Origin of the sequence: Pseudomonas flexibilis (genome assembly GCF_000806415.1) — a bacterium.
In the GTDB taxonomy this organism is placed as follows: Bacteria; Pseudomonadota; Gammaproteobacteria; order Pseudomonadales; family Pseudomonadaceae; genus Serpens; species Serpens flexibilis.
Window position 1 is genome coordinate 194,714 of the sequence record NZ_JTAK01000003.1, and the last position, 14,835, is coordinate 209,548.

Below are 14,835 nucleotides of genomic sequence, written 5' to 3' on the forward strand. Positions count from 1 at the left end.
AGCTATTCCCGTTAAAACTTCAGTTCTTGAGGCTGCTGAGCGGCGTGCGGGTGCACGGAACCCTTGTACACCTTCAGCTTGCGATACATGTCGCGACCCAGCGGGTTCTTGGGCAGCATGCCCTTGACCGCGGTCTCGATCACACGCTCGGGAGCCTTGGCGATCAGCTTCTCGAAATTGATTTCCTTGATGCCGCCCGGGAAGCCGGAGTGCGAGTAGTACTTCTTGTCGGTGGCCTTGGCGCCGGTGACACGTACCTGCTCGGCATTGATCACGACGATGTAGTCGCCGGTATCAACGTGCGGGGTGTATTCCGGCTTGTGCTTGCCACGCAGACGGCTCGCGATTTCAGTGGCCAGACGACCCAGGGTCTGACCGGCAGCGTCGACGACGTACCAGTCGCGCTTTACGGTTTCCGGTTTAGCAGAAAAAGTTTTCATTCGTTATAAGCCTCAGGGGCCGCCCTGAAAATAAGACGGCGAATCTTACTGAATAGTACGTACCCTGGCAAGGCCAGGGCCGGGCCGCGGCAGACGCTATCGGGGGCTCGGGTCTTCGCGTCCGCATTGGCAGAACAAGGAATCGCGCGGCGGGCTAGGCATCCCCACCTATTTCCCGAGGAGCTAGGCGGTCCCCGCGGGAAAGTCGCGGGATTATGCCCAAGCCTCGGAAAATTGCAACTAGCGCATCCCGGAAACGCGCCGCGAGGCCAACCTGTCGGCCAGGCGCGTGGGCTCCGGCAGCCGGTAGCGCGTCACGTAGCGCAGCACCAGATCGGGCGCGCTGCACAGGCTTACCCGATGCCCAGGCGAGACGACCAACGGTCGCACGCCATCCTTGCTGCGCAGCAGCCAGCCCACCTGCTCTTCACCGTCGAGCAGCTGACTCCGTTCGCCCCGCTTCTCCCCCAGCGGTCCGGCGGCGCCAACCAGCAGCGTCTTGGCCACGCCGATGCTCGGCAGGTCCGCCACTATTCCCAGGTGAGCCGCAATGCCCAGTCGTCGTGGATGCGCAATACCCTGCCCGTCGATGAACAGCAAATCAGGCCGATGCGGCAGCTCACCCAACGCCTGCAGCAGCGCCGGCAGCTCGCGAAAGGACAGCAACCCCGGGATATACGGCATGCTGGTCGCGCGCCGCACCACCGCTTCGGCCAGCACTTCGGCGCTCTCGGCATCCAGCAGCACCGCCACCGCCCGAGTGATGCTGCCCCGCTCCTCGAAGCCGACATCCAGCCCGGCAATCAGGCGCAGCGGCTCGGTAAACTCGTCCCGCAGCCGCACCTGCGCCGCGAGCTGTTGCTGCAGTCGGCGCGCCCCGGCGACGGTACCGTCCCAGCCAGGAAAACAATGTGGATCGGCGTCGTAACGAGCAACCATGGCTTGTCTCGCGGATCACAGCGACCGCGCGATGATCTCCTTCATGATTTCGTTGGTCCCCGCATAGATGCGCTGCACACGGGCATCCGCCCAGGCGCGCGCCACTGGGTATTCCCACATGTAACCGTAGCCGCCATGCAGCTGCACGCATTCGTCCAGCACGCGGCACTGCAGCTCGGTCGACCAGTACTTGAGCATCGCCGCCGTCGGCACATCCAACTTGCCCTGCAGATGCAGCTCCAGGCAGCGGTCGGTGAACACCCGACCCACTTGGATCTCCGCCGCCATTTCCGCCAACTTGAAGCGGGTGTTCTGGAAGTCTGCCACCGCCTTGCCGAACGCCTTGCGTTCGCGGGTGTAGTCGAGGGTCCAGCGCAACGCTGCCTCGGCCGAGGCCAGCGCGCCGACGCCGACCGTCAGGCGCTCCTGCGGCAACTCCTGCATCAGGTAGGCGAAGCCCATGCCCGGCTGACCCAGCAGGTTCTCCTTTGGCACCCGCACGTCCTGGAAGAACAGCTCCGAAGTGTCCTGAGCCTTCATGCCGACTTTTTCCAGGCGCCGACCGCGACTGAAGCCCGGCGTGCCGCTTTCCACCAGGAACAGGCTGGTGCCCCGTGCGCCAGCCTGTGGATCGGTCTTGGCCACCACGACCACCAGATCAGCCAGCCAGCCGTTGGTGATGAAGGTCTTGGAGCCATTCAGCACATACTCATCACCGTCCAGCACCGCGCTGGTGCGCACGCCCTGCAGGTCGGAACCGGCGCCCGGCTCAGTCATGGCGATGGCGCTGACCAGCTCTCCGCTCACCATGCGCGGCAGGTAACGCTGCTTCTGTTCCTCCGAGCCGTAATGCAGCAGGTATGGAGCCACGATGTCCGAATGCAGGGAGAAGCCGATGCCACTCAGGCCGAGCCGGGCAACCTCCTCGATCACCACGGCGCTGTAGAGGAAGTCAGCACTCATGCCGCCATAGGCTTCCGGGATATGCGAACACAGCAGACCCGCCTCGCCGGCCTTGCTCCACAGGGCGCGATCCACATGTCCATCCTTCTCCCATTGCGCATGGAAGGGGACGGCGTGCTGCTCGAGGAACTTCCGAACGCTGGCACGGAAGAGTTCGTGGTCAGCACTGAACAGGGTTCTTGGAATCATTGTTATCACCTGATAGCCGTTGCGATGGATGTCCAGACTCTAGGTCAGCCGCGCCCGGCTTCAAACTGGACAGTTGCGCCAAAAAACCCGACGATCCAGCCACCCATTGGCTAATTCACCTTAATAACAACAATGAGCATGCCAACTCTCCCCCTCAGCCGGGTCAGCATCCTGGCCTGCGAAGGCGTCCTGGCTTCCACCCTGATGCAAGCCTGCGACCTGTTCCACATGGCCAGCCTGCGCCTGGGCAAGCGCCAGGGCCTGGGCACCACCCCGGCGTTCCAGACACGCCTGGTCAGCGCCGACGGTCAGCCGGTACGCAGCTTCAGCGGCGTGCACCTGCCTGTCGACGGCGGCCTCGAGGCTGCGGACATTCTGGTCCTGCCCGCCTTCTGGGGCGATTTCGATGCGCTTCGTCAGCGCCACCCACAGGTGCTCGAGTGGCTGCAGGCCAGCCACGCCGCCGGCAGCACGCTGTGCGGCGAAGCCAGTGGCGTGTTCTGGATCGCCCAGGCCGGCCTGCTGGACGGCAAGGAGGCCACCACCTACTGGCGCTTCTTCGACGAGTTCACGCAACGCTTTCCGCAGGTGCAGCTCAACCGCGACAAACACCTGACCGACGCCGACCGCCTGTACTGCACCACCAGCAGCACCTCGGCCTGCGACCTGTATCTGCACCTGATCGAGCGTTTCTGCGGCCTGGACATTGCCCAGACCGTCGCCCGCGACGTGCTGCACGAGGTGCAGCGCAGCTATACGCCGGGGCGCATCGGCTTCGGCGGCCAGAAGCTGCACCGCGACATGGCCATCCTGCAGATCCAGCACTGGCTGGAGGAGCATTACACTGAGAAATTCCGCCTCGAGGACGTCGCCAGTCGCCACGGCATGAGCATCCGCAACTTCATGCGGCGCTTTCAGGCCGCCACCGGCGACAAGCCCCTGCACTACCTGCAGCGACTGCGCATCGAAACCGCCAAGAGCCTGCTCGGCGCCTCGCGCAAGAGCATCAAGACCATCAGTTACGAAGTGGGTTACGACGACGCCAGTTTCTTCGCCCGACTGTTTCGCCAGCACACAGGCCTGTCACCAAACCAGTATCGTCAGCACGCCGCGCCCAAGGAACCGCAGGCGAGCGCGACCCGGCCCGCCCCGCACAGAACATAGGATGGGGCGGCCGGCCTCGGCCACCTGTCTATGCTGGCGACCCATCACAACAATAAACAAGGGTTCAATCGCCATGCGCATCCTGTTCGTCCTGCTCGCCCTGTTCAGTCTCGGCGCACAGGCCAACCCCGACTGGAAAGCCTTCCCCCACGACCAAAGCGCCTTCGACTACAGCGGCGACAAGCTGCGCCAGGCGTGGCCGCGCCTCACCCTGGGCTTCGGCGATTACCCGTTCCCCGACGCCGCCTGGGTTCGCCGCATGGCGGAGGAAAATCCCGAAGCGCTGCAACGCACCACGGCCGAAACGGGCTTCTCCGGCGCGCCCGGAGACGCGGAGGTGTACGCAGCCGAGCTGCAGGAGGTCTGGCGTCTGCTGTTCCGTGGCGATTTCGCCGAAGCCAAGGCGCGTGGCATGGCCCTGGGGATTGGCGGCCAGGTGCCGGCCATGTATGCCCAGGTGATCTACGCCATGTTCCTGGCCGACAGCCAGGAAGAGAAGCACCGCCTGCTCGAGGAAGTGATCGAATACAACGAACAGGCCGGGGAGCTGATCCGCGCCGACTCGGTGGCCATGTTCGGCGGCGTGTATGCCAAGGCTCGCCTGGGCGAGGAACTGTCCGTGCCGGTGGTGCTCAAGCGCGGCTACACCTCGCAGATCCCGGATCAGCTGGATGAACTGCTCAAGCAGCACCCCAAGCATCCCTACGCCCTGGCCCTGTATGGCGGCTATCACGCTGGCGTGATCCGCAAGGTGGGCAAGCTGGTCGGCCGCATGACCTACGGCGCCAGCCCCGACAAGATGGAGAACTACTTCCAGCGCTCCTTCCAGCAGGCCGACAGCCTGCCCATCGGCCACTACGAGTACGCCAACGCGCTGAACTACGTGTACGGGAAGAAGGAACGGGCCAAGGCGTTGGAGCACCTGCAACGGGCCGTCAGCCTGCCGCCGGCGAACGCCATGGAGGCCCTGGAAGTCGCCCATGCCCGCAAGCTGCTGAACGCCGAGCAGATCGCCGGCCAATAGCACCTGCGGCCAGAACGAACAGGCCCGCCAGATGGCGGGCCTGTTCGTTCATGCAGCCTGGACTAGATCAGCGCCCGGGCACGCAACAGCGCCAGCACTTCGCGCACGCACTCCTCGACGGAGTGCGACTGGGTATTGACCACCAGGTCGGCGTCCAGCGGCACATCGTAGGGGAAGGACTCGCCGGGAATGTTGTCCTCGCCGGCGGCGTACAGACCCTGCGGATCCCGCTCGCGGCAGACCATCGGCGACGCCTGCACGTACACGGTGATCAGGCGCTCGGCGCCGATGATCGCCCGCGCCTGCTCACGCCCTTCCGCGCTCGGCGCCACGAAAGCCGCCAGGGTCAGCAGGCCGGCTTCGTTGAACTGGCGTGCCACCAGGGCGGCACGACGCCAGTTCTCGGCACGGCCGGCGCGATCCTGCGGCAGCCCCTTGTTGATGTCATGACGCAGGTTCTGGCCGTCCAGCACGAACACCGCGCGCCCCATGTTGAACAGTGTGCGTTCCAGGGCATAGGCCAAGGTGCTCTTGCCAGCGCCGGACAGGCCGCTGAACAGCACGGTGGCCGGCTGCTGGCCGAAGCGTACGGCCCGCTCCTCACGGCTGACATGCCCGCCTACGGCCTGATGTCCATGGCCGGCTGCCGGTGCGATGATCATGCCGGCGCCCACGGTGACGTTGCTCAGCCGATCGATGACGATGAACGCGCCGGTGGTGCGGTTATCCGCATAGCCATCCAGGGCGATCGGCGCGTCCAGGCTGACATTGACCCGCGCGATGCCGTTCAACGGCAGGCTGCTGGCCGCGCATTCCCCGAGGCTGTTGACGTCCACCTGATGGATGATCGACGGGATCGTCCCCGGCACGTAGCTGGTAGCGCGCTTGAAGTCGTACTTGCGCCCCGGCTGCATGGGCTCCTCGCCCAGCCAGACCAGCATGGCTTCGAAGCTGTCGCTGACCTGCGGACGGTTGTCGGCGTGCACCAGCATGTCGCCGCGCGACACATCGATCTCGTCCTCCAGGGTCAGGGTGATGGCCTGGCCGGGGCCGGCCTGTTCCAGCTCGCCCTCGAAGGTGACGATCGACTTGATGCGGCTCGCCTTGCCTGAGGGCAGCGCCACCACCGCGTCACCCTTGCGAACCACGCCCGACGCGAGCGTACCGGCAAAGCCCCGGAAGTTCAGGTTCGGGCGATTCACGTACTGCACCGGGAAACGCATGTCGTCGAGGTTGCGATCGGCAGCGATCTCCACCGTCTCGAGGATTTCCATCAGCGGCTGGCCCGTGTACCAGGGCGCACGCTCGGAGCGGTTGACCACGTTGTCGCCCTTGAGGGCGGACATGGGCACGAAGTGCAGCGAGCTGGCCTGGCGATCCAGGCCGATGCGCTCGGCGAAGTCCAGGTAGTCGGCGCGGATGCGCTCGAACACGCCCTGGTCGAAATCCATCAGGTCCATCTTGTTGATGGCCACCACGATGTGGCGGATGCCCAGCAGCGAGGCGATGTAGCTGTGCCGGCGGGTCTGGGTCTGCACGCCGTAGCGGGCGTCCACCAGGATGATGGCCAGGTCGCAGGTCGAGGCGCCGGTGGCCATGTTGCGTGTGTACTGCTCGTGGCCGGGGGTGTCGGCAATGATGAACTTGCGCTTGGCGGTGCTGAAGTAGCGATAGGCCACGTCGATGGTGATGCCCTGCTCGCGCTCGGCCTGCAGGCCATCCACCAGCAGCGCCAGGTCGACGTCATCGCCGGTGGTGCCGACTTTCTTCGAGTCGCGGGTAATGGCTTCCAGATGGTCCTCGTAGATCATCTTGGAGTCGTGCAGCAGACGGCCGATCAGCGTGCTCTTGCCGTCGTCCACGTTGCCGCAGGTAAGGAAGCGCAGCAGCTCCTTGCGTTCGTGCTGGGCCAGGTAGGCGAGGATGTCCTCGCTGATCAGTTCGGATTGATGCGACATGATGCGTGGTCCTCAGAAGTAGCCCTGGCGTTTCTTTTCTTCCATCGAGCCCGCCTGATCGTGGTCGATCACTCGGCCCTGGCGCTCGGAGGTACGCGTCAACAGCATTTCCTGGATGATTTCCGGCAGCGTGGTGGCGGTCGATTCCACCGCGCCGGTCAGCGGGTAGCAGCCCAGGGTGCGGAAACGCACCATCCTCTTCTGGATGCTCGCCTTCTGCTCGGCGGTCAGGTACTGGAGGATGCGCTCGTCGTCGATCATGATCAGCGCGCCATTCATCTCGATCACTTCGCGCTCCGCCGCGTAATACAGCGGCACGATCGGAATGCCTTCCAGGTAGATGTATTGCCAGATGTCCAGCTCGGTCCAGTTGGACAGCGGGAAGACGCGGATCGACTCGCCCTTCTTCACCTTGCCGTTGTAGATGTTCCACAGCTCGGGGCGCTGGTTCTTCGGGTCCCAGCGGTGCTTGCTGTCGCGGAAGGAATACACGCGCTCCTTGGCGCGGGACTTCTCTTCGTCGCGGCGCGCGCCACCGAAGGCGGCATCGAAGCCGTACTTGTCGAGCGCCTGCTTCAGGCCCTCGGTCTTCATCACGTCGGTGTGCTTGGCACTGCCGTGGGTGAAGGGGTTGATGCCCTGGGCGATGCCGTCCGGGTTGGTGTGGGTGATCAGCTCCAGGCCCATTTCCTCGACCATGCGGTCGCGGAAGCGGTACATCTCCTGGAACTTCCACTGGGTATCCACATGCATGACCGGGAACGGCAGCTTGCCGGGATAGAAGGCCTTGCGGGCCAGGTGGAGCATGACAGCCGAGTCCTTGCCGATGGAATACAGCATCACGGGGTTATCGAACTCGGCGGCCACTTCACGAATGATGTGGATGCTTTCCGCTTCCAGCTGCTTCAGGTGCGTCAGTTTCTCGACCATGACTACTCACACGTGCGGGGTTTCGGCCTACGGGCCGTGGGCGAGCGCGCACCATAGCACCCGGGGTTTCTTCTAAGAATCCCGACATCTAGAACAAAGTTTCATATTCATATAGCGATCAAATCGGGTTGTCGCAGTCGATGAAGCGGTGCTCGATGCCGAAGCGCTGCGCCAGATAGTCGCCCAGCGCCTGCACCCCGTAGCGCTCGGTGGCATGGTGACCGGCCGCGATGAAACCGATGCCGTTCTCCCGAGCGCTGTGGAAGGTCGGCTCGGACGCCTCGCCGGTCAGGTACAGGTCGACCCCGGCGGCGATCGCCTGGTCGATGTAACACTGGCCACCCCCGGTGCACCAGCCCACCCGCTGGATGGGGCGCGCGCAATCCACCAGCAGCGGCTCCCGGTCGAGGGCCACGGCCACCTGCCGGGCGAAATCCGCGGCGCTCATCGGCTCGGGCAGATGGCCCACCAAGGCAACGGAGCGCGGATTGTCGGGCTCCAGCGGACCGTCCACCTGCAGGCCGAGGCGCCGCGCCAGCTGCACGTTGTTGCCAACCTCATGGTGCACGTCCAGCGGCAGGTGATAGGCCAGCAGGCTGATGTCGTGGGTCAGCAGGGTCTTCAGCCGTCGCTGCTTCATGCCGACGACACAGGGGCTCTCGTTCTTCCAGAAATAGCCGTGGTGTACCAACACCAGATCGGCACCCTCCACCACCGCGGCATCCAGCAGGACCTGGCTGGCGGTCACCCCGCTGACGATCCGACGCACCCGGGAGCGGCCTTCGACCTGCAGGCCGTTGGGGCAATAATCGGCGATCTTCGCCGCCGCAAGATAACGATCGGCTTCGAAAACCAGAGTAGACAGGTCGATACCCATGGGCAGTTCCTTTTAACAGCCGGACGGCTGCTTCTTTGCGATGCGCGTCCGTATAATGTCGCGACTTCATCGAGGGGTCGCTCGTGTCGAGAAAGCGAATCTTACCGTTGCTGCGGGCCTTGAACACTCACCCGCTACTGCGGGCCCGTGCCGAGGGCAAAACCTTCCGCAGCCGCATGAGCCGCGCCATGCCGCGCTGGCTCGGCGAACGCACCCTCGATCCTCAACAGCTGCGCAGGACACTGCGCTATTTTGGCTGGCCGCTGCTGACCGGCCTGCTGCTGGCGCTGCTGCTGATCGAGCGGCATCCCGAATGGGTTGGCCTGTCCGGTGCCCCGACCCCGGCGGTGTTTCCCCTGCCCGCCCTGGAAGGTCCGGTCTCCTACTCCCGCGCCGTGGATCGCGCCGCGCCGGCGGTGGCCAACCTGTACACCACCAAGGTGGTCAGCAAGCCGGACCATCCGCTCTACCAGGACCCGCTGTTTCGCCACTTCTTCGGCGAGAGCCTGCCGCGGCAGCGCCGCCTGGAGTCGAGCCTCGGCTCGGCGGTGATCATGACCCATGACGGCTACCTGCTGACCAACAACCACGTGACCAGCGGCGCCGACCAGATCGTGGTGGCACTCAAGGACGGCCGCGAGACCCTGGCCCGGGTGATCGGCAGCGACCCGGAGACCGACCTGGCGGTGCTCAAGATCGACCTGCCCAACCTGCCGTCGATCCCGCTCGGGCGCTCCGACGGCATCCGCATCGGCGACGTGACCCTGGCCATCGGCAACCCGTTCGGCGTCGGTCAGACGGTGACCATGGGCATCATCAGTGCCACCGGCCGCAACCAGCTGGGCCTGAACACCTACGAGGACTTCATCCAGACCGACGCGGCCATCAACCCGGGCAATTCCGGCGGTGCGCTGGTGGATGCCCACGGCAACCTGATCGGCATCAACACGGCAATCTTCTCCAAGTCCGGCGGCTCGCAGGGCATCGGCTTCGCCATCCCGGTCAAGCTGGCCCTGGAGGTGATGCAGTCGATCACCGAACACGGCCAGGTGATTCGCGGCTGGCTGGGCATCGAAGTGCAGGCGCTGACGCCCGAATTGGCGGAATCCTTCGGCCTGGGCGCGCGCAGCGGCGTAATCGTCGCCGGCGTGTATCGGGACGGGCCGGCACAGCGCGCCGGTTTGCAGCCGGGCGACCTGATCCTGCGCATGGACGACCAGGCGATCGTCGACGGTCGCGGCGCCATGAACCAGGTGGCCCGCGCCCGGCCGGGACAGCAGATCAGCATCGAGATCCTGCGTAACGGCAAGCCGCTGACGCTCGACGCGGAAGTCGGCCTGCGCCCGCCGGTCCCTTCCAGCACCGAACGCCCCTGACGCCCGCGCCCACGAACCGCAGCGGGCGGTGAGTGCGACTTCAGTCGCGAGCGTTTGAGCGGGATTGCACTAAAAGCATCGCGACAGAAGGCGCACCCACAAAAAGCGGCCGCCTCGCGGCTTCAGCCGAATCTCTACCTCAACCGCACATTCCGCGCAGCGCCTCGACCAGCGCCTGGTTCTGCTCCGGCGTGCCCACGGTGATGCGCAGGAACTGGGCGATGCGTGGCTGCTTGAAGTGGCGCACGATCACGCCCTGCTCGCGCAGGCCGGCGGCCAGGGTGGCGGCGTCCTGTCCCGGGTGGCGGGCGAAGATGAAGTTGGCGGCCGACGGCAGCACCTCGAAGCCCAGCCCGGTCAGTTCGCCGACCAGTCGCTCGCGGCTGTCGATCACCTTGCGGCAGCAGTCCTCGAAATAGTCGCGGTCCTCGAACGCCGCCGCCGCACCGGCAATCGCCAGGCGATCCAGCGGGTAGGAGTTGAAGCTGTTCTTGATGCGCTCCAGCGCCTCGATCAGCTCGGGATGACCGACCGCCAGGCCGACACGCAGGCCGGCCAGCGAGCGCGACTTGGACAGCGTCTGGGTGACCAGCAGGTTCGGGTAGCGGTCGACCAGCGCGATGGCGCTCTCGCCGCCGAAATCCACATAAGCCTCGTCGATCACCACCACGCTGTCCGGGCTGGCCTGCAGCAGTCGCTCGATCTCGGCCAGGCCCAGCAGGCGGCCGGTCGGCGCGTTCGGGTTGGGGAAGATGATGCCGCCGTTGGGCCGCGCGTAGTCGTCGACGCGGATCTGGAATGCCTCGTCCAGCGCCACGGTTTCGAAATCGATGCCGTACAGGCCGCAATACACCGGGTAGAAGCTGTAAGTGACGTCCGGGAACAGCACTGGGCGATCATGCTGGAACAGCCCGTGGAAGATGTGCGCCAGCACTTCGTCGGAACCGTTGCCGACAAACACCTGCTCGGGGCGCACCCGGTAATGGGTGGCCACGGCCTGCTTGAGGCGCTCGCCGTTGGGGTCCGGGTACAGGCGCAGGCTGTCGTTCAGCTCCGCCTGCATGGCGGCGATGGCCTTCGGCGACGGCCCGTAGGGGTTCTCGTTGGTGTTGAGCTTGACCAGCCGGGCCAGTTTGGGCTGCTCACCCGGCACGTACGGCACCAGGTCCTTGACGAAAGGGCTCCAGAATCGGCTCATCGCCCTTCTCTCCTCGAATGGATTTCGGTTTGGCGTAGGGTGGAAATCCGCGCAGCGTTTCCACCGGGTGAGGTCGGACGGAAAAGGCCGGCGGCCTTTTCCGCCCGGCGGCTTACTTGATGCGGTACTCGGCGCTGCGTGCGTGGGCGGTCAGCGACTCGCCGCGCGCCAGCACCGAGGCCACCTTGCCCAGCGCCGAGGCGCCCTCGGCCGAGCAGTGGATGATCGACGAGCGCTTCTGGAAGTCGTAGACGCCCAGCGGCGAGGAGAAGCGCGCGGTGCCGGAAGTGGGCAGCACGTGGTTGGGGCCGGCGCAGTAGTCGCCCAGCGCCTCGGCGGTGTAGCGGCCCATGAAGATCGCGCCGGCGTGGCGGATCTGCGGCAGATACTGCTCGGGATTTTCCACCGACAGCTCCAGATGCTCGGGGGCGATGCGGTTGGCCACCTCGATGGCCTGGGCCATGTCGGCTACCTGGATCAGCGCGCCGCGACCCTGCAGCGAGGTGCGGGCGATGGCTTCGCGCTCCAGGGTCGGCAGCAGCTTGGCGATGCTGGCGGCCACGCGGTCGAGGAAGGCGGCGTCCGGGCTGACCAGGATGGCCTGGGCGTCCTCGTCGTGCTCGGCCTGGGAGAACAGGTCCATGGCGATCCAGTCCGGATCGGTCTGGCCGTCGCAGACCACGAGGATTTCCGACGGGCCGGCGATCATGTCGATGCCGACCTTGCCGAACACGTGGCGCTTGGCGGTGGCCACGTAGATGTTGCCGGGGCCGACGATCTTGTCCACCGGCGGCACGCTCTCGGTGCCATAGGCCAGCGCGGCCACGGCCTGGGCGCCGCCGATGCAGAACACCCGGTCGACGCCGGCGATGGCGGCGGCGGCCAGCACGATCTCGTTGAGCTCGCCGCGCGGCGTCGGCACCACCATGACCACCTCGGGCACACCGGCGACCTTGGCGGGAATGGCATTCATCAGCACCGACGACGGATAGGCGGCCTTGCCGCCCGGCACGTACAGGCCGGCGCGGTCCAGCGGGGTGACCTTCTGGCCCAGCACGGTGCCGTCGGCCTCGGTGTAGCTCCAGGAATCCTGGCGCTGCTTCTCGTGGTAGCTGCGCACCCGCGCCGCAGCGGTTTCCAGCGCCTGGCGCTGCTCGGGCGTGATGCGCTGCAGCGCCAGCTCCAGGCGCTCGCGCGGCAGGATCAGATCGGCCATCGAGGTCGCTTCGACCTGGTCGAAACGCTGGCTGTATTCCACCAGCGCGGCATCGCCGCGACTGCGCACGTTGGCGATGATCTCCAGCACGCGCTGGTTGACCGCATCGTCGGACACGCTTTCCCAGCTCAGCAGATGATCCAGGTGTCGGGCGAACTCCGGATCAGCGGCATTGAGTCGACGCAGGGAAAGATCAGCAGTCATGGCAGGCCTCGTAATGGCAGTGGCTCGGGCGTCGCTAGACTATCAAGCCCGCCGCGTGGACGCCCGAGAAAAAGGCTATGACGCGGATAGGCCGATCAAACGTGGTGTCGCTCGACCGCCTCGCGCAGGGTTTCGATCAGCGCCTGGATGCGGGCGTGCTTCATCTTCATGGACGCCTTGTTGACGATCAGCCGCGAGCTGATGGTGGCGATCAGCTCCTGGGGCTCCAGGCCGTTGGCGCGCAGGGTATTGCCGGTGTCGACCACGTCGATGATCTTGTCGGCCAGGCCGACCAGCGGCGCCAGCTCCATGGAGCCGTACAGCTTGATGATGTCCACCTGGCGGCCCTGTTCGGCGTAGTAGCGCTTGGCGACATTGACGAACTTGGTGGCCACCTTCAGCCGGCCCCTGGGTTCGGGCGCGCCGACCTTGCCGGCGGTCATCAGCTTGCAATTGGCAATCTTCAGGTCCAGCGGCTCGTAAAGACCCTGGCCACCGAACTCCATCAGCACGTCCTTGCCCGCCACGCCGAGATCGGCGGCGCCCTGCTCCACATAGGTGGGCACGTCGGTGGCACGCACGATCAGCAGGCGCACATCCTCCAGGCTGGTGGGGATGATCAGCTTGCGGCTCTTGTCCGGATTCTCGGTGGGAACGATGCCGGCTTCGGCCAGCAGCGGCAGGGTGTCATCGAGAATGCGGCCCTTGGACAGCGCAATGGTGAGCATGGTGAATCCTTGAGAAACGGACGACGGGAGCGCCAGGCTCCCGTCAAAGGCCTTAGTTGGGCACGCGACGAATCTTGGCGCCCAGCAGCTGGAGCTTTTCCTCGATGCACTCGTAGCCACGGTCGATGTGGTAGATGCGGTCGATCAGCGTCTCGCCCTCGGCCACCAGCGCGGCGATCACCAGGCTGGCGGAGGCGCGCAGGTCGGTGGCCATCACGGGGGCGGCCTTCAACTGCGGCACGCCGGTGACGATGGCGGTGTTGCCCTCGACCAGGATCTGCGCACCCATGCGGTTCATTTCGTAGACGTGCATGAAGCGGTTCTCGAACACCGTTTCCACCACGGTGCCGACGCCTTCGGCCACGGCGTTCATGGCGATGAACTGCGCCTGCATGTCGGTGGGGAACGCCGGATAGGGCGCGGTACGCACGTTAACCGCGCGCGGACGATTGCCCTTCATGTCCAGTTCGATCCAGTCACTGCCGGTGGAAATGTGCGCGCCAGCTTCCTCAAGCTTGGCCAGCACGGCCTCCAGGATGGTCGGATCGGTGTCCTTGAGCTTCACGCGGCCCCGGGTCGCGGCGGCCGCCACCAGGTAGGTGCCGGTCTCGATGCGGTCGGGCATCACGCTGTAGCGACCGCCACCCAGGCGCTTCACGCCCTCGATGGTGATGGTGTCGGTACCGGCGCCGCTGACCTGCGCGCCCATGGCGTTGAGGAAGTTGGCCAGGTCGACCACTTCCGGCTCGCGCGCGGCGTTTTCCAGCACGGTGCGACCGTTGGCCAGCGCCGCGGCCATCATGATGTTCTCGGTGCCGGTCACGCTGACCACGTCGAAGAAGAAGCGTCCGCCACGCAAGCCACCAGCCGGCGCCTTGGCCTTGATGTAGCCGCCCTCCACCTCGATCTCGGCGCCCAGGGCTTCCAGGCCGCGGATGTGCAGGTCCACCGGGCGCGAGCCGATGGCGCAGCCGCCAGGCAGCGCCACCTCGGCCTGACCGAAGCGGGCAACCATCGGGCCGAGCACCAGGATCGACGCGCGCATGGTCTTGACCAGTTCGTAGGGCGCCACCAGGGTCTGGATGCTGCTGGCATCCACCTCGACGCTGAGCTTCTCGTCGATGATCGGCTGCACGCCCATGCGACCGAACAGCTCGATCATGGTGGTGATGTCATGCAGGTGCGGCAGGTTGCACACGGTGACCGGCGTATCAGCCAGCAGGGTGGCAGCCAGGATCGGCAGGGCGGAGTTCTTCGCCCCGGAAATGCGGATTTCGCCGTCGAGGCGATTGCCACCGGTGATGATCAGTTTGTCCATAGGTCTCTCGGCGTCGACGCCTCAGGAGCGCTCGGCCCACTGGGCGCGGCTGTAGAATTTCATAGTGACGGCATGGATGCTGCCGTCGGCGATCCAGGGATTGAGGTGCGCGTAGATCTGCTGCTGGCGCTTGACCGGGCTGAGCGCGGCCAGCGCGTCGTCGATCAGGTTCAGCTGGAAGCTGCAGCCCGCGCCTTCCACTTCGACCTGCACGCCCGGCAGTTGCTCTTCAAGAAAGTTCTTAACGTCCAGTGCCTGCATCTCAACCTCGCTCGGCGCGTTCGGATAGTACGGAGCCCTGGGCTCGCGAG

Annotated in this window: 14 protein-coding genes; 3 read left to right on the plus strand and 11 right to left on the minus strand. The window is 65.6% G+C overall.

The features are described from left to right. Positions 1-11: 11 nt before the first annotated feature. The 3 genes from rplM to PT85_RS08925 all read right to left on the minus strand — a co-directional run bounded on the left by rplM (position 12) and on the right by PT85_RS08925 (position 2,540). Positions 12-440: a 50S ribosomal protein L13 gene (rplM, locus tag PT85_RS08915; protein ID WP_027590729.1), complete on the minus strand. Its 429-nt coding sequence runs from the start codon at positions 438-440 to the stop codon at positions 12-14. A 240-nt stretch (positions 441-680) separates the two neighbouring features. Continuing rightward, complete coding sequence (gene nfi / locus PT85_RS08920; RefSeq protein ID WP_039606469.1) at positions 681-1,379, minus strand: deoxyribonuclease V; 699 nt, start codon at positions 1,377-1,379, stop codon at positions 681-683. A 15-nt stretch (positions 1,380-1,394) separates the two neighbouring features. Next, positions 1,395-2,540 carry an acyl-CoA dehydrogenase family protein gene (locus tag PT85_RS08925; RefSeq protein WP_175444374.1) on the minus strand — a complete coding sequence of 382 codons (1,146 nt, stop codon included), beginning with the start codon at positions 2,538-2,540 and terminating at the stop codon, positions 1,395-1,397. Positions 2,541-2,663: 123 nt separating this feature from the next. Between PT85_RS08925 and PT85_RS08930 the strand changes: the two genes are divergently transcribed. Both PT85_RS08930 and PT85_RS08935 read left to right on the plus strand, forming a co-directional pair. Further along, on the plus strand, positions 2,664-3,695 hold the full coding sequence (locus PT85_RS08930) for a GlxA family transcriptional regulator (RefSeq protein ID WP_052237646.1): 1,032 nt from the start codon (positions 2,664-2,666) through the stop codon (positions 3,693-3,695). A gap of 73 nt (positions 3,696-3,768) precedes the next feature. Then, positions 3,769-4,719, plus strand: coding sequence for a hypothetical protein (locus PT85_RS08935; protein ID WP_039606470.1), 951 nt, complete (start codon positions 3,769-3,771; stop codon positions 4,717-4,719). 62 nt (positions 4,720-4,781) lie between these two features. Here the strand turns inward: PT85_RS08935 and cysN are convergent, their stop codons facing one another. From cysN to PT85_RS08950, 3 genes are all read right to left on the minus strand, one after another. Further along, a complete protein-coding gene (gene cysN / locus PT85_RS08940; RefSeq protein WP_039606471.1) occupies positions 4,782-6,677 on the minus strand; it encodes a sulfate adenylyltransferase subunit CysN in 1,896 nt (631 codons plus the stop codon). Positions 6,678-6,689: 12 nt separating this feature from the next. Next, entirely contained in the window at positions 6,690-7,607 is a 918-nt protein-coding gene (gene cysD, locus PT85_RS08945) for a sulfate adenylyltransferase subunit CysD (RefSeq protein WP_027591440.1), read from the minus strand. Between the two features lie 118 nt (positions 7,608-7,725). Beyond that, the gene (locus PT85_RS08950) at positions 7,726-8,484 is read right to left on the minus strand and encodes a Nif3-like dinuclear metal center hexameric protein (RefSeq protein ID WP_039606472.1); all 759 of its coding nucleotides are present in this window, start codon (positions 8,482-8,484) and stop codon (positions 7,726-7,728) included. A 188-nt stretch (positions 8,485-8,672) separates the two neighbouring features. On the opposite strand from PT85_RS08950, the gene algW reads away from it, so the two are divergent. Next, positions 8,673-9,860, plus strand: a complete 1,188-nt coding sequence (algW, locus tag PT85_RS08955) for a Do family serine endopeptidase AlgW (RefSeq protein WP_407681084.1) — start codon at positions 8,673-8,675, stop codon at positions 9,858-9,860. A gap of 139 nt (positions 9,861-9,999) precedes the next feature. On the opposite strand, the gene hisC is transcribed toward algW, so the two are convergent. From hisC to PT85_RS08980, 5 genes are all read right to left on the minus strand, one after another. Next, on the minus strand, positions 10,000-11,058 hold the full coding sequence (hisC, locus tag PT85_RS08960; protein WP_039606473.1) for a histidinol-phosphate transaminase: 1,059 nt from the start codon (positions 11,056-11,058) through the stop codon (positions 10,000-10,002). Between the two features lie 112 nt (positions 11,059-11,170). Then, on the minus strand, positions 11,171-12,478 hold the full coding sequence (gene hisD / locus PT85_RS08965) for a histidinol dehydrogenase (RefSeq protein ID WP_027591444.1): 1,308 nt from the start codon (positions 12,476-12,478) through the stop codon (positions 11,171-11,173). A gap of 95 nt (positions 12,479-12,573) precedes the next feature. Then, positions 12,574-13,206 carry an ATP phosphoribosyltransferase gene (gene hisG / locus PT85_RS08970; protein ID WP_027591445.1) on the minus strand — a complete coding sequence of 211 codons (633 nt, stop codon included), beginning with the start codon at positions 13,204-13,206 and terminating at the stop codon, positions 12,574-12,576. A 52-nt stretch (positions 13,207-13,258) separates the two neighbouring features. Then, positions 13,259-14,524 carry a UDP-N-acetylglucosamine 1-carboxyvinyltransferase gene (gene murA, locus PT85_RS08975; protein WP_027591446.1) on the minus strand — a complete coding sequence of 422 codons (1,266 nt, stop codon included), beginning with the start codon at positions 14,522-14,524 and terminating at the stop codon, positions 13,259-13,261. Between the two features lie 21 nt (positions 14,525-14,545). Continuing rightward, the gene (locus PT85_RS08980) at positions 14,546-14,785 is read right to left on the minus strand and encodes a BolA family protein (RefSeq protein ID WP_027591447.1); all 240 of its coding nucleotides are present in this window, start codon (positions 14,783-14,785) and stop codon (positions 14,546-14,548) included. Positions 14,786-14,835: the final 50 nt, after the last annotated feature.

Coding starts and splice junctions, on each gene's coding strand:
- rplM (WP_027590729.1), bottom strand. CDS start 440: ATGAAAACTTTTTCTGCTAAACCGGAAACCGTAAAGCGCGACTGGTAC.
- nfi (WP_039606469.1), bottom strand. CDS start 1,379: ATGGTTGCTCGTTACGACGCCGATCCACATTGTTTTCCTGGCTGGGAC.
- PT85_RS08930 (WP_052237646.1), top strand. CDS start 2,664: ATGAGCATGCCAACTCTCCCCCTCAGCCGGGTCAGCATCCTGGCCTGC.
- PT85_RS08935 (WP_039606470.1), top strand. CDS start 3,769: ATGCGCATCCTGTTCGTCCTGCTCGCCCTGTTCAGTCTCGGCGCACAG.
- cysN (WP_039606471.1), bottom strand. CDS start 6,677: ATGTCGCATCAATCCGAACTGATCAGCGAGGACATCCTCGCCTACCTG.
- cysD (WP_027591440.1), bottom strand. CDS start 7,607: ATGGTCGAGAAACTGACGCACCTGAAGCAGCTGGAAGCGGAAAGCATC.
- PT85_RS08950 (WP_039606472.1), bottom strand. CDS start 8,484: ATGGGTATCGACCTGTCTACTCTGGTTTTCGAAGCCGATCGTTATCTT.
- algW (WP_407681084.1), top strand. CDS start 8,673: ATGCCGCGCTGGCTCGGCGAACGCACCCTCGATCCTCAACAGCTGCGC.
- hisC (WP_039606473.1), bottom strand. CDS start 11,058: ATGAGCCGATTCTGGAGCCCTTTCGTCAAGGACCTGGTGCCGTACGTG.
- hisD (WP_027591444.1), bottom strand. CDS start 12,478: ATGACTGCTGATCTTTCCCTGCGTCGACTCAATGCCGCTGATCCGGAG.
- hisG (WP_027591445.1), bottom strand. CDS start 13,206: ATGCTCACCATTGCGCTGTCCAAGGGCCGCATTCTCGATGACACCCTG.
- murA (WP_027591446.1), bottom strand. CDS start 14,524: ATGGACAAACTGATCATCACCGGTGGCAATCGCCTCGACGGCGAAATC.
- PT85_RS08980 (WP_027591447.1), bottom strand. CDS start 14,785: ATGCAGGCACTGGACGTTAAGAACTTTCTTGAAGAGCAACTGCCGGGC.